The 21,912-nt window shown below is 62.5% G+C and carries 26 protein-coding genes; 16 read left to right on the forward strand and 10 right to left on the reverse strand.

The window, feature by feature from the left end:
* Window positions 1-33 precede the first annotated feature (33 nt).
* Window positions 34-1,221 carry an OpgC family protein gene (locus tag AC1D1N_RS28380; protein ID WP_477352493.1) on the forward strand — a complete coding sequence of 396 codons (1,188 nt, stop codon included), beginning with the start codon at window positions 34-36 and terminating at the stop codon, window positions 1,219-1,221.
* Between the two features lie 3 nt (window positions 1,222-1,224).
* On the opposite strand, the gene AC1D1N_RS28385 is transcribed toward AC1D1N_RS28380, so the two are convergent.
* On the reverse strand, window positions 1,225-2,304 hold the full coding sequence (locus tag AC1D1N_RS28385; RefSeq protein ID WP_477352495.1) for a LacI family DNA-binding transcriptional regulator: 1,080 nt from the start codon (window positions 2,302-2,304) through the stop codon (window positions 1,225-1,227).
* Window positions 2,305-2,450: 146 nt separating this feature from the next.
* Between AC1D1N_RS28385 and AC1D1N_RS28390 the strand changes: the two genes are divergently transcribed.
* Window positions 2,451-2,594 carry a hypothetical protein gene (locus tag AC1D1N_RS28390; protein WP_477352497.1) on the forward strand — a complete coding sequence of 48 codons (144 nt, stop codon included), beginning with the start codon at window positions 2,451-2,453 and terminating at the stop codon, window positions 2,592-2,594.
* 64 nt (window positions 2,595-2,658) lie between these two features.
* Window positions 2,659-2,802, forward strand: a complete 144-nt coding sequence (locus AC1D1N_RS28395) for a hypothetical protein (protein ID WP_477352499.1) — start codon at window positions 2,659-2,661, stop codon at window positions 2,800-2,802.
* Window positions 2,803-2,851: 49 nt separating this feature from the next.
* On the opposite strand, the gene AC1D1N_RS28400 is transcribed toward AC1D1N_RS28395, so the two are convergent.
* Both AC1D1N_RS28400 and AC1D1N_RS28405 read right to left on the reverse strand, forming a co-directional pair.
* Entirely contained in the window at window positions 2,852-3,226 is a 375-nt protein-coding gene (locus AC1D1N_RS28400; RefSeq protein WP_112563476.1) for a DUF423 domain-containing protein, read from the reverse strand.
* A 40-nt stretch (window positions 3,227-3,266) separates the two neighbouring features.
* Window positions 3,267-4,532 (reverse strand): MFS transporter, encoded by a 1,266-nt coding sequence (locus AC1D1N_RS28405; protein ID WP_477352501.1) that lies wholly within the window; start codon window positions 4,530-4,532, stop codon window positions 3,267-3,269.
* Between the two features lie 151 nt (window positions 4,533-4,683).
* On the opposite strand from AC1D1N_RS28405, the gene AC1D1N_RS28410 reads away from it, so the two are divergent.
* Together AC1D1N_RS28410 and AC1D1N_RS28415 are read left to right on the forward strand one after the other, a co-directional pair.
* Window positions 4,684-5,349 (forward strand): GntR family transcriptional regulator, encoded by a 666-nt coding sequence (locus AC1D1N_RS28410; RefSeq protein ID WP_477352503.1) that lies wholly within the window; start codon window positions 4,684-4,686, stop codon window positions 5,347-5,349.
* Window positions 5,350-5,431: 82 nt separating this feature from the next.
* Window positions 5,432-5,692 carry a DUF982 domain-containing protein gene (locus tag AC1D1N_RS28415; RefSeq protein ID WP_112563470.1) on the forward strand — a complete coding sequence of 87 codons (261 nt, stop codon included), beginning with the start codon at window positions 5,432-5,434 and terminating at the stop codon, window positions 5,690-5,692.
* 65 nt (window positions 5,693-5,757) lie between these two features.
* Here the strand turns inward: AC1D1N_RS28415 and AC1D1N_RS28420 are convergent, their stop codons facing one another.
* Window positions 5,758-5,916, reverse strand: coding sequence for a hypothetical protein (locus AC1D1N_RS28420; RefSeq protein ID WP_477352505.1), 159 nt, complete (start codon window positions 5,914-5,916; stop codon window positions 5,758-5,760).
* A 178-nt stretch (window positions 5,917-6,094) separates the two neighbouring features.
* Between AC1D1N_RS28420 and AC1D1N_RS28425 the strand changes: the two genes are divergently transcribed.
* On the forward strand, window positions 6,095-7,066 hold the full coding sequence (locus AC1D1N_RS28425) for a glycosyl transferase family 90 (protein WP_477352507.1): 972 nt from the start codon (window positions 6,095-6,097) through the stop codon (window positions 7,064-7,066).
* An 18-nt stretch (window positions 7,067-7,084) separates the two neighbouring features.
* On the opposite strand, the gene AC1D1N_RS28430 is transcribed toward AC1D1N_RS28425, so the two are convergent.
* A complete protein-coding gene (locus AC1D1N_RS28430; protein ID WP_477352509.1) occupies window positions 7,085-8,128 on the reverse strand; it encodes an aldo/keto reductase in 1,044 nt (347 codons plus the stop codon).
* A 247-nt stretch (window positions 8,129-8,375) separates the two neighbouring features.
* Between AC1D1N_RS28430 and ppk2 the strand changes: the two genes are divergently transcribed.
* Entirely contained in the window at window positions 8,376-9,296 is a 921-nt protein-coding gene (gene ppk2, locus AC1D1N_RS28435) for a polyphosphate kinase 2 (RefSeq protein WP_477352511.1), read from the forward strand.
* A 242-nt stretch (window positions 9,297-9,538) separates the two neighbouring features.
* Here ppk2 and AC1D1N_RS28440 read toward each other — a convergent pair whose 3' ends face one another.
* Both AC1D1N_RS28440 and AC1D1N_RS28445 read right to left on the reverse strand, forming a co-directional pair.
* Entirely contained in the window at window positions 9,539-10,189 is a 651-nt protein-coding gene (locus AC1D1N_RS28440) for a dihydrofolate reductase family protein (protein WP_477352513.1), read from the reverse strand.
* A gap of 424 nt (window positions 10,190-10,613) precedes the next feature.
* Window positions 10,614-11,309, reverse strand: a complete 696-nt coding sequence (locus tag AC1D1N_RS28445; protein ID WP_477352515.1) for a winged helix-turn-helix transcriptional regulator — start codon at window positions 11,307-11,309, stop codon at window positions 10,614-10,616.
* Window positions 11,310-11,485: 176 nt separating this feature from the next.
* Between AC1D1N_RS28445 and AC1D1N_RS28450 the strand changes: the two genes are divergently transcribed.
* The gene (locus AC1D1N_RS28450) at window positions 11,486-11,812 is read left to right on the forward strand and encodes a DUF1330 domain-containing protein (protein ID WP_352560442.1); all 327 of its coding nucleotides are present in this window, start codon (window positions 11,486-11,488) and stop codon (window positions 11,810-11,812) included.
* Between the two features lie 64 nt (window positions 11,813-11,876).
* Here the strand turns inward: AC1D1N_RS28450 and AC1D1N_RS28455 are convergent, their stop codons facing one another.
* Window positions 11,877-13,085, reverse strand: a complete 1,209-nt coding sequence (locus AC1D1N_RS28455; protein WP_477352517.1) for a polyhydroxyalkanoate depolymerase — start codon at window positions 13,083-13,085, stop codon at window positions 11,877-11,879.
* Window positions 13,086-13,198: 113 nt separating this feature from the next.
* On the opposite strand from AC1D1N_RS28455, the gene AC1D1N_RS28460 reads away from it, so the two are divergent.
* Complete coding sequence (locus tag AC1D1N_RS28460) at window positions 13,199-13,855, forward strand: glutathione S-transferase family protein (RefSeq protein WP_477352519.1); 657 nt, start codon at window positions 13,199-13,201, stop codon at window positions 13,853-13,855.
* Between the two features lie 28 nt (window positions 13,856-13,883).
* Here the strand turns inward: AC1D1N_RS28460 and hemB are convergent, their stop codons facing one another.
* Together hemB and AC1D1N_RS28470 are read right to left on the reverse strand one after the other, a co-directional pair.
* The gene (hemB, locus tag AC1D1N_RS28465) at window positions 13,884-14,915 is read right to left on the reverse strand and encodes a porphobilinogen synthase (RefSeq protein WP_477352521.1); all 1,032 of its coding nucleotides are present in this window, start codon (window positions 14,913-14,915) and stop codon (window positions 13,884-13,886) included.
* 119 nt (window positions 14,916-15,034) lie between these two features.
* Window positions 15,035-15,541, reverse strand: coding sequence for a pyridoxamine 5'-phosphate oxidase family protein (locus AC1D1N_RS28470; protein ID WP_477352523.1), 507 nt, complete (start codon window positions 15,539-15,541; stop codon window positions 15,035-15,037).
* A gap of 192 nt (window positions 15,542-15,733) precedes the next feature.
* Between AC1D1N_RS28470 and AC1D1N_RS28475 the strand changes: the two genes are divergently transcribed.
* From AC1D1N_RS28475 to glyA, 7 genes are all read left to right on the forward strand, one after another.
* A complete protein-coding gene (locus tag AC1D1N_RS28475; RefSeq protein WP_477352525.1) occupies window positions 15,734-16,771 on the forward strand; it encodes an enoyl-CoA hydratase/isomerase family protein in 1,038 nt (345 codons plus the stop codon).
* Entirely contained in the window at window positions 16,768-17,190 is a 423-nt protein-coding gene (locus tag AC1D1N_RS28480; protein ID WP_477352527.1) for a DUF6163 family protein, read from the forward strand. The genes AC1D1N_RS28475 and AC1D1N_RS28480 overlap by 4 nt, the downstream gene beginning before the upstream one ends.
* 204 nt (window positions 17,191-17,394) lie before the next feature.
* On the forward strand, window positions 17,395-17,910 hold the full coding sequence (ldtR, locus tag AC1D1N_RS28485) for a transcriptional regulator LdtR (protein WP_112562982.1): 516 nt from the start codon (window positions 17,395-17,397) through the stop codon (window positions 17,908-17,910).
* Between the two features lie 190 nt (window positions 17,911-18,100).
* A complete protein-coding gene (locus AC1D1N_RS28490) occupies window positions 18,101-18,478 on the forward strand; it encodes a hypothetical protein (RefSeq protein WP_477352529.1) in 378 nt (125 codons plus the stop codon).
* Window positions 18,479-18,822: 344 nt separating this feature from the next.
* On the forward strand, window positions 18,823-20,076 hold the full coding sequence (locus tag AC1D1N_RS28495; RefSeq protein ID WP_477352531.1) for a L,D-transpeptidase family protein: 1,254 nt from the start codon (window positions 18,823-18,825) through the stop codon (window positions 20,074-20,076).
* Window positions 20,077-20,277: 201 nt separating this feature from the next.
* Entirely contained in the window at window positions 20,278-20,565 is a 288-nt protein-coding gene (locus AC1D1N_RS28500; protein ID WP_436259603.1) for a hypothetical protein, read from the forward strand.
* A gap of 32 nt (window positions 20,566-20,597) precedes the next feature.
* Complete coding sequence (gene glyA / locus AC1D1N_RS28505; protein WP_112562976.1) at window positions 20,598-21,911, forward strand: serine hydroxymethyltransferase; 1,314 nt, start codon at window positions 20,598-20,600, stop codon at window positions 21,909-21,911.
* The last annotated feature ends 1 nt before the right edge of the window (window position 21,912 follow it).

Raw genomic sequence — 21,912 nt, forward strand, 5'->3', positions numbered from 1 at the left:
GCACCCTTGCTCTCGCTTTGAGGCCTTTTGTCGATGACTACGCAACTCCCGCCGGATCGCGCCGAACGCGACACCCGCATTGACGTGTTCCGAGCGCTCGCTCTGTTGACCATCTATATCGACCATGTGCCGGGCACCGTCTTCGAAACGCTGACCTACAAGAATTTCGGATTCTCGGACGCGGCGGAAGCCTTTGTGCTGATCTCCGGCATGTCCGTGGCGCTCGCCTATGGCAGCAAGTTCCAGACCGGTGGTCGGCTATTGGCGACGTTGAAGATGTGGCGCCGCGCCGGCGTCCTCTACACCGCCCACATCGTCACCACCATGGTGGTGATGGCGATGTTCTGCGCGGCGGCGGTCTTCGCCCACCGGCCTGAGCTGCTGAAACTGATCAACATCGAACCGCTGATGAAGAACACGCCGGAGGTGATGGTCGGCATCGTCACGCTCGGCCACCAGCTCGGCTACAACAACATCCTGCCGGTCTATGCGGCTCTGCTGTTGATGGCGCCGGTCTTCCTGCTCTTCGTCAGCTACAGGCCGCTGCCGGCACTGGTCTTTTCTGGTGCCCTGTGGCTCGTCGCCGGCATCTGGCAGATCGCGCCGCCGAACTATCCCGAGCCGGGCTTCTGGTTCCTCAACCCGCTGTCCTGGCAGTTCCTGTTCAACATTGGTCTCGCCGGCATGCTGCATGTCCGGCGCGGCGGTACGATTCCCGTCAATCGCTGGCTGGTGGGCGCAGCGGCGACCTATGTCGCGGCAGCGCTGGTCTGGGTGCACAGCCCGCTCTGGGGCCAGATCACCTGGTTCGATCTGCCTGTGGTGATCGGCGGCTTCGACAAGACCTTCCTGTCGCTGCCGCGGTTGCTGCACATTCTGGCGGTGAGCTATCTGATCGTCGCCTTGCCGGCCGTCTCGAACCTGTTCCGTCTCAGCCGCGACCATCCGCTCGCTCTGCTCGGCAAGCGCTCGCTGCCGGTTTTCCTTGCCGGCACGGTGATCGCCATGGTGGCGCAGGTGATGAGGCTGATCAATCCGGGCGGCCTTGCCTATGACGCCCTGCTGATATCCGCGGGCATCGCCATGCAGTTCGCGCTCGCCTTCTATCTCGAATGGCTGGCCGGAATCGGCTGGTCGGGCAAGAAACCGGTTCGCACCGAAGCCCCGGCCGCTCGCCAGCCTTTCGGCATGTCGCCCGTAGTGGCAAGGCTGAGCCGATGAAGGCTAGGCAGGAGAGGGGCCCGATGAGGCTCTGATCACCAGATCGACCGGCAGCAGTTGCCGGCTGAGCGAGCCATCGTTCTCCAGGATCGCCTTGACGGCGAGCCTGCCCATCTCTGCAATCGGCTGGGCGACGGTGGTCAGCGGCGGCTTGGAAACAGCACCTTCCGGCACGCCGTCGAAGCCGACGACGGACACGTCGCCCGGTACAGCGATGTCATGTTGGCGCAGCCAGTCGAGCGCATGCAGCGCCATTCTGTCCGACATGGCCAGGATCGCCGTCGGCTTTTTCGGCAGCGCGAAAATATGCTCGAGACCGGCCCGCACGGTCTCTTCGTCATTCAGGGTTTCGTAGATAGGTACCTGCGAGACGTCGATGCCGAAGCGGGAGAGTTCGGCGAAATAGCCGCGCAAACGGTCGCGCGTGCCGGAATAGAGTGCCGACGTCTCGACCTGCTCTTGCGTGACCGGACCAAAGCCGGCGTCGGCAGATTCCAGGGCGAGTACCGCAAAGCGGCGATGGCCGAGCTCGGCCAGATGGCGCGCGGCCAGGCTGGCGCCGGCGACGTTGTCGATGCCGATCGCCGCGACTGTCTCATCCTCCGAATCGAGGTCGAGCGCCACGAAAGGCAGTTTGCGCTCACGCGCCAGTTCGACCGCCCGTGAACCGCCCTCGATGCAGAACACAATGAAGCCGTCGACAAGGGCGCTCTGGATGTTCCAGGCGAGCTGTTCGTTGTTGGCGGCGGAGACCAGCGAAATCCCCGCACCGGTGGCATCGCAGGCCTGTGAGATGCTGGCCATCATGACGCGGGCGAACGGATCGTCGAAGAAATAGGACAAGGGTTCGGCCGTGGCGACGCCGATAGCGTTGACCTTGCCGGCGCGCAGCAGCCGGCCCTTGGGGTCGGGGCCGGCATAGCCCATTGCCTCCGCTGCCGCCTTGACGCGCTCGCGCACCTCTTCACGCACGATCTCGGGTCGGGCGAAGACATTGGACGCCGTGCCGTGCGAGACGCCGGCTGCCTTGGCAATGTCGGCCAGCCGCACTGGTCTCGTCTTCCCGGAAGTCAATGCCGTCATCTTGGTCTCCTCAACCGGCACTATCTAACACTTTCGTTGGATCGGTTCAAATTTTCCCTTGATCGGAGGGTGGGGAAGGTCTATATTTGAATCGATCCAAGGAAGTTTACCGGCTATCCGTTGGATCGGTTCAAGAGGAGGGTGCCATGCATCCCATGAATTATCTGTTCGAAGACATCTACGGCAATGACTGGGGCATCGCCTCGGATGCCGCCACCCGCAAGCGCCGTAGCCGGACTGGCCCGTGGAAGCGCGACCTGCATTTCCTCGTGGAACGCAAGCGCAGCTGATCGGTCGGCATTTTCGTGCCGGCTGATTGGATCGATTCAAATTCTCTAAGAGGAGACCGAACCCATGCATCCCGTGAAGCATCTCTTCGAAGACATCTACCGCAATTACTGGGGCATCTCGCCAGCTACCGAGCGCCCGGAGCGGCAGCGGCTGACCAAGCCTGCCAAGCGCAAGGGCGACCTGCTACCGGAACGCCGGCAGGATTAAGCCTCGTGTGAAAAATATCGGCCGGGGCAGGGTCTCTTGCCCCGCCGATTCAAGAACGCTGGCGCACCAGCGCCGAGGCCGCGATCGCGAGCCAGCCGGCGATCAGCAAGCTGCCACCGATCGGCGCCGACATCGGGAAAAGCCGCGATCCCACGAAATCGCGCGCCAGCAGATCGCCACAGAACAGCACCAGCCCGATGAGGAGCACCAAGCTGCCGATCCGCAGGATCCGGTTTGCGCGGGCGAGGCCAACGGCCAGAAACACCGGCGCATGCATGATCAGGAATGATGCGGCGGTGCCGACGAAAGCGCCGCCCAGATGCGCGGCCGCAGCCGACAATGCCACGCCCGCCGCGCCGCACAGGCCGCCGGCGAAGACGAGGATGCGGGCGCTGCCTTCTGCCGGATGGTCGGCGATGCTCATGTCTCAGGCTCCTGTGATTGGCGATAGGCGGCGCAACCTGTCAGGATTTGCCTGATACCGCCAGCATGTCACGCGTGCGGCGTGACTGGACCAGCCAGTTGTAGACAGCGCCGCCGGCCATCAACACGGATGTGCCGAGAAACACCGCGCGCATGCCGAAATGACCGCCGACGAAGCCGCCGAGCAGCGGGCCTGCGACCTGGCCGACATATTGCGCAGAGATCGCCAGGCCGAGCACATTGCCGCCGACGCCATCGGGAACATTGTGGCGGATGACGCTGGTGATGCAGGGCAAGAGACCGCCCAGTACCAGACCCATGAGAAAACGCAGGCCGACAAGCTGCCAGCTCTCGGTAACGAAGGCTTGCGGTATCAGCAGCATTGCCGAAACGGCAAGCGATGCGACGATGACGTTCCAGTGGCCGATGCGGTCGGCGAGCTTGCCCAGTCGTGACGCCGACAGGATGGCGCCGAGTGCGGCCGCCGACATGACGACACCGGAGGTCAGTGTCACCCGACTGGCGTCCGCGACCAGTTGTTGGACATAGACGGTGATGATCGGCTCGATCGACATGTTGGCGAAGGTGAACAGCATGCCGGTCGCCAACATGGCGGCGACAGGCCGCTTGTCAGGGATCTGCGCCCAGCCGCCCTTCGGCTTCTCCTTGGGTTTGGTTAGCGCTGTCGGGCGAGGCATCTCCTTGATCAGGAATGTCGTCGCCAGCGCCGCCAGGAAAATGACGCCGCCGGCGATGAGGAAGGTAGCGCGGATGCCGATCAGCGGCGGCAGCGCGCCGCCGAGCAGCGGGCCGACCAGGGAGCCTGCGGTGATGCCGGCCGACAGCACGCCGAGCGCCCAACCGGAGCGTTCCTTCGGCGTCTGCATGGCGACCAAAATGGTCGAGCCCGAGGAATAGCCGCCGGCAAAACCGATCAGCAGGCGCAGCAGCACCAACTGCCAGACGGTCTGCACCATGCCGGTCAGCGACATGCAGATCGCCATGCCGAAACTGGCGCGCACCAGCATTACCTTGCGGCCGTAGCGGTCGCCCAGCCGCCCCCACAGCGGCGCGACGAGGGCCGCGGCAAAGAAGGTTGCGCCGAAAGCGATGCCCGACCATTGCACGATCGCCGCGTGGCCCACGGCGCCCAGCTGCTCAACATAGAGCGGCAGGAACGGCAAGAGCAGCGTCATCGCCACAAGCGTGCTGAACGATCCGGCAAAACACACGAACAGGTTGCGCCGCCAGTGCACATTGTAGGTCGAGGGCGCTTGCGTCGCTTGCGCTGCACTGTCCTGCGGCATGTCATGTCCTGTCCGCTTGCTGCGGATACCATTTTGGGATACCAAGCTGGTATCCGTCTTGAACGCAAGCTTTGCCGCTGTCAATGCGGCGCTCTCAAACGTGATCGGCCAGACTTCAATGCGAGGCCGATCGCCAGCAACGGAACCAAAGATGTCGCAGATGCAGACCGTCGAAAAAGCGCTTCGCGAGATGATCCTAGGCCTTGAGGTCGGGCCTGGCGAAAGGCTGACGGAACGCTGGATCGAGAGCCGCTTCGGCGCCTCTCGCACGCCGGTCAGGGCAGCGCTGCTGCGGCTTGAGACGGAAGGGCTGATCTGCCGCGACGGGCGCGGCTGGACGGTATCGCCGATCAACCTCGCCGAACTGGAACAGATCGCGGTCTATCGCGAGGCGGTCGAGGTAGCGGCCGTCAGGCTGACTTCGGCGCTGGCCGACAGAAGCGCCATAGAAATCATCGAGGCGATGCTGGACTCCTGCGATGCCGCTACCCCGCGCGAGGAATGGCATCGCGTCGGCATGGATTTCCACATCGAACTGGCGCGGCTCTCCGGCAACGAGTTCCTGTTCAGGGCGGTGCGCGATGCCATGACGCGGCTGTCGCGGGCGCGCTGGCTGGAGGTGCGTGACGAGGCAGCACTCGGCCGCGCCTGGAGCGAACATCACGCCATCCTGGCCGCGGTGCGGGCGGGCGACGCCGACGCGGCGGCAGAGCGGCTTTCCGCCCATATTGTCGGCAGCCGCGACCGCCTGGTGACGTCGCTGCACAATGACCGGCGCGGTCTGCGCGCCAGGGGATTTGCCGTCGTCGCCGCTTGATATCGGTCACGAAGGTGACAGAACGCCGGCGCCATCCGCTTTCGGCCTCGCTTCATGAGCGCCGATGGCGTAAGGAGCGGCCATGGAAAACAACCGATTTGAAACACCCGTGACCGTCAAGGCAGCCGCGGGGGGAGAAAACCAGCTCCTGCGCACGGCCCGCGAGGCCTCCGATTACCTGCTCAACAGCTGGCCCGGCAAGCGCAGCCCCAAGCATCGCGAAGCGCTGCAGGCCTGTCATGATGCGCTGGCCGGCGACAAGCCGGCGATGATCGCAAGGCGTGCCTTCATTGCCGCGGCACGTGAAGTCAACGTCTTCGTCAGCGATAAAGCGACGGCCTGATTCACAACAGCATCGCCGGAATCCGGCCCGTGAAGCGGGCCGGACATCGTGCAATCCTGTCTTGCCTATTTTGCCGTCTCGGTCTCGGCTTCGGAACCGGCCTCGTTTTCAGGCTCGGAGCGCTCCTTGGCCGCAACCTTGGCGGCCAGCTTCTCCGCCTTCTTGGCGGCCTTCTGCCGGTCGCGCTCCTTGCGTTCCTGACCGTAGTTCGGTGGTCGCGCCATATCGTTTCCTTTCGCTGTGCCTGATCCTGCCTAGAAGCATTGGCGGGCAAACACAACAGCGCGGGGAGGGCAGATGCCAGCGGTTCGGGACTTGCGTGATGGCTAACACAATGGTTTAGAAAAGGCTGCGGGACAGTTACTGGAGCCGCCGCCGACCGATTTCGAATCAAAACGACCGATGGCCACGCTTCAAAGAAACGCACAGAAGCTCGTCTATTATGCGCGCAACGCCATGCGCGACATCGCGCCGCCGGTCCTTTTCCGGCGCCAGCTCGGCCGTCTGCTCGCTCAGGCCAGGCTTTCCGACGCATCGGTCCGTGAGCGGCTCAATTATTACAACACGCTGCGGGAGCCCTTTACACCAAGCCCCGAGGCCGTGGCGGTCAATCGGCTGCCGACGGACCGCAGCATGTACTATTACGATCTGAAGGAGTTCACCCGCTATTTCGATCCGGGTCTGCGCATCGACCTGGAATTCGGTGACGTCATCGAGGTGCCGAAGATGCCGTCGATCGTCAAGGACCGGCCGATCCTCGGCGACAACGGCAACGGCGTCCTGTTCAAGCTGAACAAGTTCCGTCATTTCCACATGCCGGCCGACGATGTCGCCTTCGCCGACAAGCATCCGCTCGTCGTCTGGCGCGGCGAGCTCAACAATCCGATCCGCACTTTGCTGCTGGAGGCCGCCCGCGACCTGCCGATCTGCGATGTCGGCACGCCAAGGGCGACGGCGCCGGCGGAATACCGAAAACCCTATCTCACCATCGATCAGCAGCGGCGCTACCGCTACATCATTTCCCTCGAAGGCAACGATGTCGCAACCAATCTGAAATGGATCATGAGCTCGAATTCGCTCTGCCTCATGCCGCCGCCGACTTACGAGACCTGGTTCGCCGAGGGCCAGCTCGAGCCAGATGTCCATTATGTGCCGCTGGCGCCCGATTTCAGCGATCTGGCCGAGCGGGTGCACCACCTCGAGAAGCATCCGGCCGAAGCCCAGCGCATCGTCGCGGCGGCCAACGCCTATTGCCGCAAATTTGCCGAAGAGCGGGCCGAGCAGGCGATCAGCTTGCTCGTGCTCTACAAATATTTCGTGCTCAGCGGCCAGATCGAGCCCGATCCGGAGGTCTGGCGGTTTATCGCGGGCTAGCCGGCTTTCGACAGTCTTTCAGATGACGCTGCGGTCGAGAACCAGATCGGCCGGGCCGAACCGGTCCTTCGCCGTGAACTGCTGGTGCCAGTAGGGGTAGAGCACCGGCGGCCGGCTGACGGCATCGAGACGGTCGCGTTCCTCAGCAGTGAGGGCGAGTGCCGCCGCGGCAAGATTGTCCATAAGCTGGGTCTCGTTGCGCGCGCCGATCACCAGCGAACTGACCGCCGGCCGGCCGAGCAGCCAGGCAAGCGCCACCTGCGCCGCCGAGACGCCGCGGGCCGCGCCGATGTCGACCAGCACATCGACGATCCGCCACAGCCGGTCCTCGTCGCGGATCGGCGGTTCCGACCAGCCGGCGAGCTGGCGCGCGGTCGGGCTGTCGCGGCGGTATTTGCCCGACAAGAGGCCGCCGGCAAGCGGGCTCCACACCAGCACGCCAAGGCCCTGGTCGACCGAGATCGGCAAGAGTTCGTATTCAGCCTCGCGTGCTTCCAGCGTGTAATGGATCTGCTGAGTGATGAAGCGCGGCTGGTGCTGGCTGTCGCTGATGCCGAGCGCCTTCATCACCTGCCAGCCGGAGTAATTGGAGCAGCCGACATAGCGGATCTTGCCCTGGGCAACCAGCGTGTCGAGCGCGGCCATGGTCTCCTCGAGCGGCGTCGTGCCGTCCCATTCGTGCAGGAAATAGATATCGATGACATCGGTCCTGAGGCGCTTCAGGCTCTTCTCGCATTCGCGGATCAGATGATGGCGCGACAGGCCTTCGTCATTGGGACCTTTGCCGATCCGCATGCGCGCCTTGGAGGCGATCAGCACATCGTTCTTGCGCTTGCCGCCGAGCGCCTCGCCGATGATCTCTTCCGACAGGCCGTTCGAATAGACATTGGCGGTGTCGATGAGATTGATGCCGGCATCGATGCAGGTGTCGATGATGCGTGATGCCTCAGCGAGATCGGAATTGCCGACGGCGGCGAAAGGTCCGCTGCCGCCGAAGGTCATGGTGCCCAGCGTCAGCGTCGAAACTTTCAAGCCGGAACGGCCAAGCGTGCGGTATTCCATGTCAGATCCTCGCAATTTTGGTGGGGTGGGGCGGTTTTGGTCGAGAAGGGCGGGGGCCGCCCGAATGGGTCAGCCATTTGTAGGACAATTTAAGCGGTTTGTCGCCATGCCACGGCAATGGATCGACCATGCCTCGCCGATTTGCAGTGATGATCGGCTGGCCGGCGGCTTGCAATAAAACCGTCATTGCCGGCCTATATCAAATCGGCTCAGGGTTTCATGACAGCCGGCAAGCGGAGCAGCAGAAATGACCGAGTTAAACCAGAATTCTCCGGCCAGGGATTGGCTTGAGGCCGAACTCGCCGACACGCTCGACGAAGACTATGAGCTTGAAATGTCGGAGCCGGCGCTGTCGCTGGAGATCGCCAAGATCTACAAGAACGCCCATCCGCCATCGATCGATCGCATGCAGTATTTTCGCGACCTGATCAGCTTGCAGTCGGAACTGATCAAGCTGCAGTCCTGGGTCGCCTACCACAAGAAGAAGCTGGTGGTGATTTTCGAGGGCCGCGATTCCGCCGGCAAGGGCGGCGTCATCAAGCGCATCACCCAGCGCCTCAACCCGCGCATCGCTCGTGTCGTGGCGCTGCCGGCGCCGACCGAGCGTGAGAAATCGCAATGGTACTTCCAGCGTTATGTGCCGCATCTGCCGGCCGGCGGCGAGATCGTGCTGTTCGACCGCTCCTGGTACAATCGCTCCGGCGTCGAGCGGGTGATGGGCTTTGCCGACCAGGATCAGGTCGAGGAGTTCTTCCGCGACGTGCCGGAGTTCGAGCGCATGCTGGTCCGCTCCGGCGTCACGCTGGTCAAATACTGGTTCTCGATCACCGACGAGGAGCAGCAGATGCGCTTCCTGATGCGCATCCACGATCCGATGAAGCAGTGGAAACTGTCGCCGATGGATCTGCAGTCGCGCGTGCGCTGGGAGCAGTACACCAAGGCCAAGGAGGAGACGTTTGCCCGCACCAACATTCCCGAGGCGCCGTGGTACATCGTCGAAGGCAACGACAAGAAGCGGGCGCGGCTGAACTGCATCGACCACCTGCTCAAGCAGATGCCTTACGAGGAAGTGCCGCACGAAGAGATCACGCTGCCCGAGCGGGTGTTCAATCCGGAGTACGAACGGCAGGTGTTGCCGCGGGAGCTTTACGTGCCGGAGAAGTATTAGCTCCCTTCTCCCCGTCACTATACGGGGAGAAGGTGCCGGCAGGCGGATGAGGGGCGGAGCTAACCTCGATAGTTGGCCGCTCAAGTGGCTCATACGGGATGATTTATTTCAACGCCATAACGCCATCGGCGGTTGGGTTCGGTGGTGAAGTCCTTCGACCGTTTGCGCCGCCCCTCATTGCCCTGCCGGGCATTTCTCCCCGTATAGGGACGGGGAGAAAGGAGCCTGCGCCGAGGGGTTCGCTACCTACCCCGCTTGATCGTCACATGCGTCGCAAGCGCTGTCGCCACCTGCTCGGTGCATTGATAGCCGAGCTCAAGCATATCCAGACCGGCAAACAGGTTCTCACCCTTGCCCAGCAGCACCGGCGACACTGCCAGATGCAACTCGTCGATGAGCTTCTCCTGGAGATACTGCCGGATGGTGGAGACGCCGCCGCCGACGCGGACATCCTTGCCACCGGCTGCGGCTTTCGCCTGGTCGAGTGCCTCATGGATGCCGCCGGTGACGAAGTGGAAAGTGGTGCCGCCTTCCATTTCGATCGGATCGCGCTTGTAGTGCGTCAGCACGAAGACCGGCACATGATAGGGCGGATTGGTGCCCCACCAGCCTTTCCAACTGTCGTCCGGCCACTCGCCGCGGATCGGCCCGAACATGTTGCGGCCGAGGATCCAGGCGCCGACATTGTCGAAGCTGCGGACGGCGAAGTCATCGTCGGTGTCGGTGGTGCCGCCTTCCTTGCCCATCACCATCTTGCGAAAGGTGCGGGTGCCGATCATCCATTTATGCAGATCTTCGCCACCAACGCCCAGCGGGTTTTGCAGGGTCTGGTCAGGACCGGCGCCGAAACCGTCGAGCGACAGGGTGAATGCATTGACACGCAGCTTGGACATGAAAGCCTCCGAGGTAACCGATTGTAATTTGCAAGTGGTTGTCTTGTAACAAACTGATTGCGAATTGCAAGTGGTTTTTTTAAAATCACAAAGATTTAGAATATCCTAATGCTTGACGGAAAAAGCCGCCGCGTTACCTTCGGGGGCCCTGAGTCGGGAGCGCACGAGATGAAGGCATATCGCGTCGAGAGGATGGACGGAGAGGTCGTCCAGGAGAGTCAGGAGACCCAGGCCAGTACACCGTTTGCAGCAGCCGAAAAGGTGATCGGCCGGAAGGTCACCTTGCGAGGCGACGCCTGTAAATGGATCCGCGTGGTAGACCTGACAGACAAGGTCCCGACGCGGCGTCGCCCCAGCATTTACGAGTATAGAGCGCTGGCGGGATAGGTCAGCTAATTTGCGGCGCCTATGACGGCAACTGGCCTCAAGCCGCGGCGCGCTTCGGCATCACCGCAAACGGGCTGAGGCCAAGCCAGGCCTGCATCTTACCGGCGACGTCGAGATCGCCGGTCAGGCTGATCTTGTCGCGTTCCTTGTGAACCGTGGTCAGCCCCATCCAGATCGACGTCATGGTGCAGAGGTCCGTCGAGACATAGAGATCGACGTCAAAGCCCGGATCGTACCAGCACAGATCGACATCGCCGTGCTTTTGGACGATCAACCACCATGAGCGTTTTGACGCCGGCAGGTCATGGTACAGGAATTGTATCACGGTGCGCCCGTCGGGCAGCGGGGAGGGGTTCAGATTGCGGCGCATGTCCCACATCAGCAGCGACGGATCGAGGTTCCTAAGCGAGAGCCTTGCCTCCACCCATTTCTGCCCCCAAAAACCCATCGCCTCGACCACCGGGCGCAAATCCCGGCCCGCTTCGGTCAGCCGGTATTCGAACACGCCCTTCTCGGATTCGATCTCGGTGCGTTCGACGATACCGCCGGCCTCAAGGTCCTTCAGCCGTTGCGACAGAAGGGTTGGCGACATTTTCGGCACGCCGCGGCGCAAATCGTTGAAACGGGTCGAGCCCGCCACCAGTTCGCGCAGCAGCACCATCGTCCAGCGTGTGCACAACAGCTCCGCCGCCATCGAGAGCGGGCAGAATTGCTTATATCCGGCTTGCGTCATGTGGCGATCTCCAAAAGAAGTTGCCGAACCTTATTCAGAAAATCAGCATTCAGCCAGTACAGAAGCTGTACTGGTCCCCCTGGTACAGTTTGGTGACTGGAGCGGCCCGGCGCCGTCATGCGAGGCAGCGGTCACGTCGCCGGGCAGTTCGGCGCCGATCCATGAGGAGTTAGACAATGACCGCTTACGTGATCGCAGACATCAAGGTGAAGGACGACAAATGGGTGCCGGCCTATGCCGCTTCGGTGCACGACCTCGTGCACAAGCATGGCGGCAAGTATCTCGCCCGCAGCGGCAATGTGAAGACGCTCGAGGGCAAGCCGCTCGACACCAGCCTGATCGCCATCATGGCGTTTCCGTCGGCAAAGGCTGCCGAAGCCTTCACCAGCGATCCGCAATACGCCCCGTTTGTGGCGGAGCGCCAGAAGGGCAGCGACAGCCGCTTCCAGCTGATCGACGATACCGACCTGGCCGGAACGATCCCTTATCTGCCGAAGGCGTGAGGAAAAGCCGGAACCCGGTACGTTCGGGTTCCGGCTATCTCCTCAGCGTCCCTGTGGGCAAAACCTATTCCATCGACAGGATGAGATTGCGCACGGCCGGATAGATTTCGCGCTCCCAGCGCTTGCCGTTGAAGACACCGTAATGGCCGACATTGGCCTGCAAATGATGGCGCTTCAGATGCGGACGCAGCGACCGGCACAATTCATGCGCGGCCGAGGTCTGACCGAGGGCGCAGATGTCGTCGCGCCCGCCCTCGACGGTCAGCAGCGCCGTGTTGCGGATCGCGCCCGGATCGACTGGGCTGCCGCGGAACGTGAACGTACCGGTGGCGAGCTCCGCCTTCTGGAACACGCGGTCGATGGTTTCGAGATAGAATTCTTCGGTGAGGTCGAGCACCGCCAGATACTCGTCGTAGAAGGTTTTTATCTTCTCGGCCTCGGCAGTCTCGCCAGTCGCCAGATGGTCATGCAGTTTTTGGTGGGCCTTGTTATGGCGGTCCATGTTCATGGCCATGAACGCGGCAAGCTGCAGAAAGCCCGGATAGACGCGGCGTCCGCCGCCGGCATGGCGCCACGGCACGCGCGAAATGACGGAACTCTGGAACCACGCCAGCGACTTGCTGACGGCGAACTCGTTGACCTTGGTCGGACTCTCGCGCGGATCGATTGGCCCCGCCATCAGCGTCATCGAGCGCGGTGTCGCAGGATGCTTGTCCTCGGACATCACGGCGACTGCGGCAAGCGCCTGGACGCAGGGCTGGCAGACCGCCAGTAAGTGCGCGCCCGGGCCAATCGCTTCGAGAAAGCGGATGATGTAGTCGACATGGTCATCCACGCCGAAGCGGCCGGCGACGAGCGGTACGTCACGGGCATTGGCCCAGTCGGTAATGTAGACCTCGTGGTCTGCCAGCAGCGTCTCCACCGTACCGCGCAGCAGCGTCGAGAAATGACCCGACAAAGGGGCGATCACCATCACCTTGGGCTGGCGCGTATCCATGTCCTTGGCGAAGCGCAGCAACGTCCCGAACGGCAGCTCGAGTGCTGTCTCGACGGTGACCGGTACGTCGCGATTGCCGACCCTGACGGATCTGATGTCGAAATCCGGTCGCGTATGGGTGAGCTTGAAGCGGCCGATCATCTCCAGCCTGGCGGCAAGGCGCTGCTTTACGCTGTCGCCTGAAACCATGCTGCTCATCGCCGAGCGCAAGAGATCGGCGAAAAAACGCGACGGGGCGATGAGGTCGTCCTGAAGCTGGTAGGCCTGGTACAGCATCGAGATGCATCCCGTTCCGAAGCCGCCATGTGGCAGTGCAAAAAAATCTAGTGCAAAATTTTGTGCATTGCGAGAGGATTGTTGCCGGCAAAGGGGCTCGGAGGGCCGACGGCATGACCAAGGCGACGTTGACGATCTCGTCGAAGAACTATTCCTCCTGGTCCTTGCGTGGCTGGCTACTCTGCCGCATGGCCGGGCTGGAGTTCGAGGAGAAGCGCATCGACATCGACGACCCCGAACAACGGCAGGAATTGCTGCTCCTGTCGCCATCGGTGCTGGTGCCGCGGCTGACCCATGACGGGGTGACGGTGTGGGACACGCTGGCGATCGCCGAATATCTGGCCGAGACCATGCCGGATGCCGGTCTGCTACCTGCCGACCGCGTGGCGCGCGCGCATTGCCGTGCGGTATCAGGCGAGATGCATTCAGGCTTTCACAATTTGCGCTCGGCGCTGCCGATGAGCCTGAAAGCCCGGCACAAGAGCTTCAAGATATTTTCCGGCGCGCGCCCGGACGTGGAGCGGATCAAGACGATCTGGTCCGAATGCCTGGCAGCCTATGGCGGGCCGTTTATGTTCGGTTCCTCGCCGACCGTGGCCGACGCGATGTATGCGCCGGTCTGCACCCGTTTCCGCACCTATGCGGTTGAGCTCGAAGCGCCACACGCGAGCTATTGCGAGGTGATCCTCGACTGGTCGCTGATGCAGGAGTGGACGCGGGACGCGCTTGCCGAGCCCGAGGACATTATCGAACTCGACGTGGAATTTTAGGAAGGTGAGCAGGGTGGCCGCGGCGCGGCTAGCCCTTCAGCATCTGCGCCACTTCAGGCGCGAAGTAAGTCAGGATCCCGTCGCAGCCGGCGCGTTTGAAGGCGAGCAGACTCTCCAGCATCGCCTTCTCGCCGTCGATCCAGCCATTGGCCGCGGCCGCCTTGATCATCGAATATTCGCCCGACACCTGGTAGGCGAAGGTCGGCATCTGGAACTCGTCCTTCAGCCGGCGGATGATGTCGAGATAGGGCAGGCCGGGCTTCACCATCAGCATGTCTGCGCCCTCGGCGATGTCCTGCTCGGCCTCGCGCACCGCTTCGTCGGAATTGGCGTGATCGAGATAGTAGGTCTTCTTGTCGCCCTTGAGCAGGCCGGCGGTGCCAACCGCTTCGCGATAGGGGCCGTAGAAGGCGGAAGCGAATTTCGTCGCGTAGGACATGATCGCCACGTCTGAAAACCCATTGGCATCGAGCGCGTCGCGGATGGCGCCGATGCGGCCGTCCATCATGTCCGACGGCGCGATGATGTCGGCGCCGGCCGCCGCCTGGATGACGGCCGCCGCGGTCACCTGTTCCACCGTCTCGTCATTGACGATGATGCCGTCGCGCAAAATGCCGTCATGGCCATGCGAGGTGAAGGGGTCGAGCGCGGCATCGGTGATGATGCCGATCTCCGGCACCGCGTCCTTGATGGCGCGGGTTGCACGGTTGATGATGTTTTCCGGGTCGAGGATGTGCGAACCGATCTGGTCGCGCAGCGCAAGCTCGACATTGGGGAAGGTGGCGATCGCCGGTATGCCGAGCTTTGCCGCGCGCTCAGCCTCCTTGACGGCGAGGTCGAGCGACAAGCGGAAGACGCCGGGCATGGCGGCGATCGGCTCGCGCGTGTCCTTGCCGTCGATGACAAAGATCGGCCAGATCAGGTCGTCGACCGACAGCCGGTTCTCCTGCACCAGGCGGCGCGACCAGTCGGCCTTGCGCATGCGCCGCAAGCGGCGGCTGCCGGTGATCTCGTCGACGCTGCGCGCGCAGGCGGGCTTTGCGGGGGTGAATTTGTTCATCGCCATAACTCCGGATCGCGCGGCTTTTACCACGAGCCCCGCCGCTATTTCGAGGCGGCTTTTACCACGAGCCCTTGCCGCTGACCAATGCGACACGATTGTGCCAGCCGATCTCGCCGCTATCCCTTGGGCGGCCACGCCAGCTCCGGCCCGGTTTTGAAGAATGACACATTGTTGGTGAAGATGCTCTCCGGTGCGAGTCGGATCAGGCGCCCCTTCGGATGGTGGATGTCGGCCACGGTGTCGATGAACCAGCGGTTCCAGGTCGGCTCCGGGCCGAGATATTTGTGCAGCAGCCGTTTGAAACGTTCGGGCGACATCGGCTCGACGGTGGCGGCGCCGCGCAGGCCGAGATGCAGCAGGATGCCGGCCTCATTGTCGAAATGGACGATCTCCACCGCGCAACGTGGGTCGCGTTCGAGGTGTTTGACAGCACTTGCCGCGGTTGAGCCGAGCAGCCAGATCGCATCGTCCTCCCAGATGAACCACATCGGCGCGTTGCGCGGCGCGCCGTCCGCGGTAACCGTTGCCAGATTGGCCATCAGCGGGCGGCTGAGCGCATCGTCCGGGTCGAACTTTTTCGGCATCTCCCAGCCATTGCCCGGCGCTGCGGTTTCAAGCGTCATCGTTTCGCCCCTGGGTCACAAACAGGCTGGTACTGAGGTAGCGTTTCGTCGGCAGTTTTGCCCGAATTTTGCCCGACGATAAAGCACCGTCGCGTTCCGCAGCGGAGATCCAAACCACCTCCGCCGGTTGACGCACCCATGCGCCACCTTTAGCACTTCAGTCCCGCAGGCGCGGGGAGGGATTCTCTGACGATGGATTTTGGCGGCGGCGACGAGATCCGCTTCGAACGGTTGGGCAAGGCAGGCGTCGTCACGCTGACGCGGCCGCAGGCGCTCAATGCGCTGACGCATCGCATGATCAAGGCGCTGGACAAGGCGCTCGACGCCTTTGAGCGCGATGCCGGCGTCGATGTCGTCGTCGTCAAGGCCGAGGGCAGGGCGTTCTCCGCCGGCGGCGACATCATGCACGTCTATGAGGCTCGGGCTGGAAAGCCGCCGGTCGACTTCTTCGCCGACGAATACCGGCTCAACGCCCGCATCAACAGCTTCAAAAAGCCTTATGTCGCGCTGATCGACGGCATCGTCATGGGCGGCGGCGTCGGCATCTCGTTCCACGGCTCGCACCGTGTGCTGACCGAGAATGCCCAGTTCGCCATGCCGGAGGTCGGCATCGGCTTTTTCCCCGATGTCGGCGGCAGCCACCTTCTGCCGGATCTCGGCGGCAGCTTCGGCATGTACCTGGCACTGACCGGCAACCGCATCCGCTATGGCGATGCGCTGTGGTCGGGCCTGGCCACCCACACCATCAAGGCCGCTGACCAATCTGCGTTCCTCGACCGGCTCTGCATCAATGGCGATCCGGAATCGGTGCTGCGCGGCTTTTTTGTGCCGGCCAAGCGCGAGACCGCCCAGCCGGTGCTGGAAGCGATCGCCCGCCATTTCGCCCAACCTTCGCTTGCCGATATCGTCGTCAGCCTGGAGCGGGCGGCCGACGCCGACGAATTCGCCGCCAAAACGCTGGCCACGATCCGCTCGCGTTCGCCGACCAGTCTCAATGTCGCCTGGCGCCAGATCAGCGCCGGGCTGACTTTGTCGATGGAGGCCTGCATGAAGATGGAGTTCCGCATCCTCAACCGCATGCTGACCAGCCACGACTTCTATGAAGGCATCCGCGCCGTCATCGTCGACAAGGGCTCGACGCCGCAATGGCGGCCGGCAACCTTGGCCGAGGTCGACGCGGCGGCGGTGGACGCCTATTTCGCGCCGCTCGAACGGGAGCTCGAGCTGTGAGCGAGGTCACGTCGCGGCGCATCGTGCTGCAGCCTTCGGGCGTCGAAATCATCTTCGCCTGGTTCCAGCGCGTCATAGCGGGCTACTGCCTGTTGTTCGGCATCCTGTACTGGATCCGGCTGATCGGCTTTTATCCCGGCTCGCTGTGGCGCTTCGACCTGATGCCGGTGCACTGGCAGGTGGCGGCGGTGATGCTGGCCGTGTTCTTTCCCTTCGCCGCAGCCGGCCTGTGGATGCTGGCCTCCTGGGGCCCGGTGATCTGGTTCATTTGCGCTGTCACCGAGATCATCATGTATGCCGGCTTTCCCGATCTGTTCGGCCACCGGCCGCTGATCCTGTTTTCGCACTTCGCGGTGGCGCTGCTTTACGTCGTCTTTCGCGTCGTGATCTGGATGCAGAAGCGTCCCGCGCGCGCCTGAAGCGCCGCCCCGCAGCCATTGGCTAAATCTTTAGGTTAATTATCCTTGCTCGGGTGACCGTTCGTTAAGCGTCTTCCGAAACCTATTACCGGTAAGCTCTTGTTAGCCCTAGCGTTTAAGTCGAATTTTATGAGTATTCGATAGTGTCGCGATCAAGGTGAAAAACAAAAAAATCACCAGGGCGACAAACGAGAGGCAAAGACAATGATCAATTCGCGTCCGGCGGCGAAGACCGCCAACGTATCCGACGATCGCCGCGAGGCTATCCGTACGCTTTACATGGAATCGCTGCAGCTGGTGGAGCGTCTGCATCGCCGTCTGCTTGACGTGATCAAGGACGAGTTCGACCGCAACGGCCGTTCCGACATCAATGCCATCCAGGCGTTGCTGCTGTTCAACATCGGCAATTCCGAGCTGACCGCCGGCGAGCTGCGTTCGCGTGGCTACTATCTCGGCTCGAACGTCTCCTACAACCTGAAGAAGCTGGTCGATCTCGGCTTCATCAACCACCAGCGCTCGCGCATCGACCGCCGTTCGGTCCGCGTCTCGCTGACGCCGAAGGGCAATGAAGTGGCCGACGTCGTTGCCGGTCTCTATGAGCGCCATGTCGGCTCGATCGAACAGGTCGGCGGCATCAACAGCGAAGAGTTCAAGCAGATGAACCGTGCGCTGCAGCGCCTCGACCGGTTCTGGAACGACACCATCGCCTACCGGATGTAATCCGGACATCGGATCGCGAGCCGCGCCAGAAGAAGCGCGGCCGGGGGAAAGCAAATGAAGGACCGGCGCCGGGGGGCGTCGGTCCTTTTTGCGATCATGGCTGTGACCACCATTTGACCATGCCGCCGCGCCTTGCTGCGGTTTGCTTTCGCCTCCGCAATGCCTAATCTCACCGCCCGGAGGGGACAGCATGCGTTTAGGCAACAATCTCAAAATCTATCCGGTCGCAATGATGCTCTTGGCCGCGCCGCAAATGGCGTTTGCGCAGGAGTGGTGGCAAGGCGCCTTCGCTAGCGAAGGCTCGAGCCCGTGCGACAACAATGACTCCATCGTGACGTTCACCGACAAATCGGCCGACATGTGGGAAGTCGGCTGTAGCGTCCAAAAAGTCCAGAAACTGAAAGGCCTGGACGCCATCATTCTCGACATGACCTGCTCGGACGATGAGCAAAGCGTCGACAAAAGACGAACGCTGTTGCTCAAGCTCGATGACAGCAAGATGCTGCGCTATCCGGAAAACCAGGTGCTGCAGCGCTGTTCGGAGCTGGAAGGCAACCCCAGGAACTGAGCCGGGCCAGCGAGCCTCGGCCTTGAAGGAACAGTCAGGGAACGGTGCCGAAAAGCACCGGTCATTCCATTTCAGATCGCCGGCGTGTCCAAATTCGGCGCGAAGCCACGTTGCCGCCATATTCGCGGTGGAAGCGAGGATGCGGGTGATGCAGCGGCGAAAGCCATTGGCGCGCCTGTAAGGTCGCATCGCGGTTCGCTTTTCACGGCTAAGTGATGCAGGTCATGGTTGGCTAATTGTTAACAGTGCCAACTTTAGAGTGCGGGCGATATTGCCCAATGATCGTGCAAGTAGCCGAAGCCAAACGCTACAAGCCAAGTGCTACAAGAATGTCTGGAACGTCCATGAGAACAAGCCGCCGCTTTTTCCTTTCCGGAGCCTCCGCGCTCGCCGTCGCCATGGTCGCCAATGCCGCCAGTGCGCAGGATGTCATCGACGATATCCTGAAATCCTCAGCCCGCGGCAATTGGGACGACCAGTTCGACGCCCGCGCCTCGGAAGGCGGCAAGGTCGCCTCGACGCTGCCGATCTTCAGCCTGCAGACGGTTGCCTTCACGGAGCAGGCCGTGGCGCAGTACCAGAACATTGTCGCCCAAGGCGGTTGGGAAGAGGTACCGGCGACCAAGAAGCTGCAACTTGGCGTCGACGATCCGGATGTCGTGCCGCTGCGCAAGCGGCTGATAATTTCGGGCGACCTGGCGCAGAGCGCCGGCATTTCGACGTCGTTCGATTCCTATGTCGACGCCGCGGTCAAGCGCTTCCAGGCGCGCCATGGCCTGCCGGCAGACGGCGCCATGGGCAAATACACCTATGCCGCGATGAACGTTTCGGCGCAGATCCGGCTCGGCCAGCTGCAGACCAATCTGGAGCGGCTGCGCGAAAAGGCCGGCACGCTGGGCAGCCGTTATGTGCTGGTCGACATTCCGGCGGCACAGATCGAGGCGGTCGAGAACGACCGCGTGGTGCTGCGCCACACCGCAATCGTCGGCAAGATCGACCGCCAGACCCCGGTGGTCAATTCCAAGATCAACGAGATCATCGTCAATCCCTACTGGAACGCGCCTGTCTCGATCGTGCGCAAGGATATCATTCCGCTGATGCGGAAGAACCCCGACTATCTCAAGGACAGCCACATCCGCCTGTTTGCGCCGGATGGCAGCGAAGTCGACCCGATGACTGTCGACTGGTCGACGGACGATGCTGAAAAGTACCGCTTCCGCCAGGATCCGGGCTCCGGCAATGCCATGGCCTCGGTCAAGATCAACTTCCCGAGCCCGGACGGCGTCTACATGCACGACACGCCGCAGCAGAGCCTGTTCGGCAAGATGATGCGTTTCGATTCCTCGGGCTGCGTGCGCGTGCAGAACGTGCGCGACCTCGTCACCTGGATCCTGCGCGACACGCCCGGTTGGGACCGCCAGCATTTCGAGGCGACCATCAAGACCGGTGAGAACACGCCTGTGCAGGTCGTCAACCCGGTACCGGTGCACTTCCTCTATCTGTCGGCGTGGTCGACGGGTCCGGGCGTTGTGCAGTTCCGCGACGACGTCTACGCACTCGATGGCGCCAGCGAACTGCAGATTACATCTTCGCTCTAAGCGATTGATGTTATATCTAAAAAGCCGCCGGCAAGGCGGCTTTTTTCGTTCCGGCACTCGTCTCGGCCTTGGATAAGTCTTTCGGGAGGTGGCAAGGACGGCATCGTCACGCATCCAGGAACGGCTCCAAGGTGAGCCACCCAGGAGATACGCGGCGCCGGCGTCTCACCGGGTCTTGAAGGCGGGCGGCTGGAGTTTGAAATGCGGCTCGCCGGCATCGAAGCGGAGCGCACCGCCGTGCGCGACATGTTCCGCAGTGGCGCGATCAACGACCATACGGCACGATCGCTGTTTACCGAGATCACGCTTACTGAAGCCTTGCTTCAGGGGCGGCAGGAGCGGAAATTGCGACCTGCGGTCCGCTCTGGCGCAATCCGGCCAGCAAATTTCGCGCCGCAAACGTGGCGAGGCCAAAACAACTGTGTTAATGGCGCGGCAATGCGTGTCGCCCAGAACCGCGCAGCGGTTTTGGGGCAGCGATATGCATAGGTAAATTGCCCCGAACCGGAGGATTTCAGGCCATGGCAACTGCAGCGGCAGCGTCGAACAAATTCGAATCTTTCTTCGAAACCACGCTTGCCGATGCCGATCCGGATATTTTCGGCGCCATCCGCAATGAACTTGGCCGCCAGCGCCATGAGATCGAGCTGATCGCCTCGGAAAACATCGTTTCCCGCGCCGTGCTCGAGGCGCAGGGGTCGATCATGACCAACAAATATGCCGAGGGCTATCCGGGCAAGCGTTACTATGGCGGCTGCCAGTTCGTCGATGTCGCGGAAGAACTCGCCATCGAGCGTGCCAAAAAGCTGTTTGGCTGCAACTTCGCCAACGTCCAGCCGAATTCCGGCAGCCAGATGAACCAGGCGGTCTTCCTGGCGCTGCTGCAGCCCGGCGACACCTTCATGGGCCTCGACCTGAATTCCGGCGGCCATTTGACCCACGGCTCGCCCGTCAACATGAGCGGCAAATGGTTTAAGGTCGTGTCCTACGGCGTGCGCAAGGACGATCATCTGCTCGACATGGATGCGATCGAGAAGACCGCGCATGAGACCAAGCCGAAGCTGATCCTGGCCGGCGGCACCGCCTATTCGCGCATCTGGGACTGGAAGCGCTTTCGCGAGATCGCCGACGCGGTCGGCGCCTATCTGATGGTCGACATGGCCCACATCGCCGGCCTCGTCGCCGGCGGCGTGCATCCCTCGCCATTGCCGCATGCCCATGTCGTCACGACCACCACGCACAAGTCGCTGCGCGGCCCGCGCGGCGGCATGATCTTGTGCAATGACGAGGACATCGCCAAGAAGATGAACTCGGCGGTGTTCCCCGGCCTGCAGGGCGGCCCACTGATGCATGTCATCGCAGCCAAGGCGGTTGCTTTCGGCGAGGCGCTGAAGCCGAGCTTCAAGGTGTATGCCGAGAGCGTCGCCGCCAACGCCAAGGCGCTGGCGTCGAGCCTCCAGGAAACCGGCCTCGATATCGTCTCCGGCGGCACCGACAACCATCTGATGCTGGTCGACCTCAGGCCCAAGAACGCCACCGGCAAGCGCGCCGAGGCGGCGCTCGGCCGCGCCAACATCACCTGTAACAAGAACGGCATCCCCTTCGACCCGGAAAAGCCTTTCGTCACCTCGGGCGTTCGCCTTGGCACGCCGGCCGGCACCACGCGCGGTTTCGGCCAGGCCGAGTTCCGCGAGATCGGCAAGCTGATCGCCGAGGTGCTGGACGGGCTGAAAGTTGCCAATTCCGACGAAGGCAATGCCGCGGTCGAGGCGGCGGTGAAGGCCAAGGTCGTGGCGCTGACCGATCGTTTCCCGCTCTATCCCTATCTCGGTTGAC

It is taken from the genome of Mesorhizobium sp. P2_B5 (assembly GCF_056404775.1).

Excerpts from the sequence above, each read along its gene's own strand:
- AC1D1N_RS28440 (WP_477352513.1), bottom strand. The coding sequence starts at position 10,189 with ATGTCCAAGCTGCGTGTCAATGCATTCACCCTGTCGCTCGACGGTTTC.
- hemB (WP_477352521.1), bottom strand. The coding sequence starts at position 14,915 with ATGAACAAATTCACCCCCGCAAAGCCCGCCTGCGCGCGCAGCGTCGAC.
- AC1D1N_RS28380 (WP_477352493.1), top strand. The coding sequence starts at position 34 with ATGACTACGCAACTCCCGCCGGATCGCGCCGAACGCGACACCCGCATT.
- AC1D1N_RS28420 (WP_477352505.1), bottom strand. The coding sequence starts at position 5,916 with ATGGCGCGACCACCGAACTACGGTCAGGAACGCAAGGAGCGCGACCGG.
- AC1D1N_RS28395 (WP_477352499.1), top strand. The coding sequence starts at position 2,659 with ATGCATCCCGTGAAGCATCTCTTCGAAGACATCTACCGCAATTACTGG.
- AC1D1N_RS28445 (WP_477352515.1), bottom strand. The coding sequence starts at position 11,309 with ATGACGCAAGCCGGATATAAGCAATTCTGCCCGCTCTCGATGGCGGCG.
- AC1D1N_RS28495 (WP_477352531.1), top strand. The coding sequence starts at position 18,823 with ATGAGAACAAGCCGCCGCTTTTTCCTTTCCGGAGCCTCCGCGCTCGCC.
- AC1D1N_RS28400 (WP_112563476.1), bottom strand. The coding sequence starts at position 3,226 with ATGAGCATCGCCGACCATCCGGCAGAAGGCAGCGCCCGCATCCTCGTC.
- AC1D1N_RS28390 (WP_477352497.1), top strand. The coding sequence starts at position 2,451 with ATGCATCCCATGAATTATCTGTTCGAAGACATCTACGGCAATGACTGG.
- glyA (WP_112562976.1), top strand. The coding sequence starts at position 20,598 with ATGGCAACTGCAGCGGCAGCGTCGAACAAATTCGAATCTTTCTTCGAA.
- AC1D1N_RS28460 (WP_477352519.1), top strand. The coding sequence starts at position 13,199 with ATGACCAAGGCGACGTTGACGATCTCGTCGAAGAACTATTCCTCCTGG.
- AC1D1N_RS28475 (WP_477352525.1), top strand. The coding sequence starts at position 15,734 with ATGGATTTTGGCGGCGGCGACGAGATCCGCTTCGAACGGTTGGGCAAG.
- AC1D1N_RS28410 (WP_477352503.1), top strand. The coding sequence starts at position 4,684 with ATGTCGCAGATGCAGACCGTCGAAAAAGCGCTTCGCGAGATGATCCTA.
- AC1D1N_RS28500 (WP_436259603.1), top strand. The coding sequence starts at position 20,278 with ATGCGGCTCGCCGGCATCGAAGCGGAGCGCACCGCCGTGCGCGACATG.
- AC1D1N_RS28470 (WP_477352523.1), bottom strand. The coding sequence starts at position 15,541 with ATGACGCTTGAAACCGCAGCGCCGGGCAATGGCTGGGAGATGCCGAAA.
- ldtR (WP_112562982.1), top strand. The coding sequence starts at position 17,395 with ATGATCAATTCGCGTCCGGCGGCGAAGACCGCCAACGTATCCGACGAT.
- AC1D1N_RS28430 (WP_477352509.1), bottom strand. The coding sequence starts at position 8,128 with ATGGAATACCGCACGCTTGGCCGTTCCGGCTTGAAAGTTTCGACGCTG.
- AC1D1N_RS28425 (WP_477352507.1), top strand. The coding sequence starts at position 6,095 with ATGGCCACGCTTCAAAGAAACGCACAGAAGCTCGTCTATTATGCGCGC.
- AC1D1N_RS28415 (WP_112563470.1), top strand. The coding sequence starts at position 5,432 with ATGGAAAACAACCGATTTGAAACACCCGTGACCGTCAAGGCAGCCGCG.
- AC1D1N_RS28385 (WP_477352495.1), bottom strand. The coding sequence starts at position 2,304 with ATGACGGCATTGACTTCCGGGAAGACGAGACCAGTGCGGCTGGCCGAC.
- AC1D1N_RS28455 (WP_477352517.1), bottom strand. The coding sequence starts at position 13,085 with ATGCTGTACCAGGCCTACCAGCTTCAGGACGACCTCATCGCCCCGTCG.
- AC1D1N_RS28490 (WP_477352529.1), top strand. The coding sequence starts at position 18,101 with ATGCGTTTAGGCAACAATCTCAAAATCTATCCGGTCGCAATGATGCTC.
- AC1D1N_RS28450 (WP_352560442.1), top strand. The coding sequence starts at position 11,486 with ATGACCGCTTACGTGATCGCAGACATCAAGGTGAAGGACGACAAATGG.
- ppk2 (WP_477352511.1), top strand. The coding sequence starts at position 8,376 with ATGACCGAGTTAAACCAGAATTCTCCGGCCAGGGATTGGCTTGAGGCC.
- AC1D1N_RS28405 (WP_477352501.1), bottom strand. The coding sequence starts at position 4,532 with ATGCCGCAGGACAGTGCAGCGCAAGCGACGCAAGCGCCCTCGACCTAC.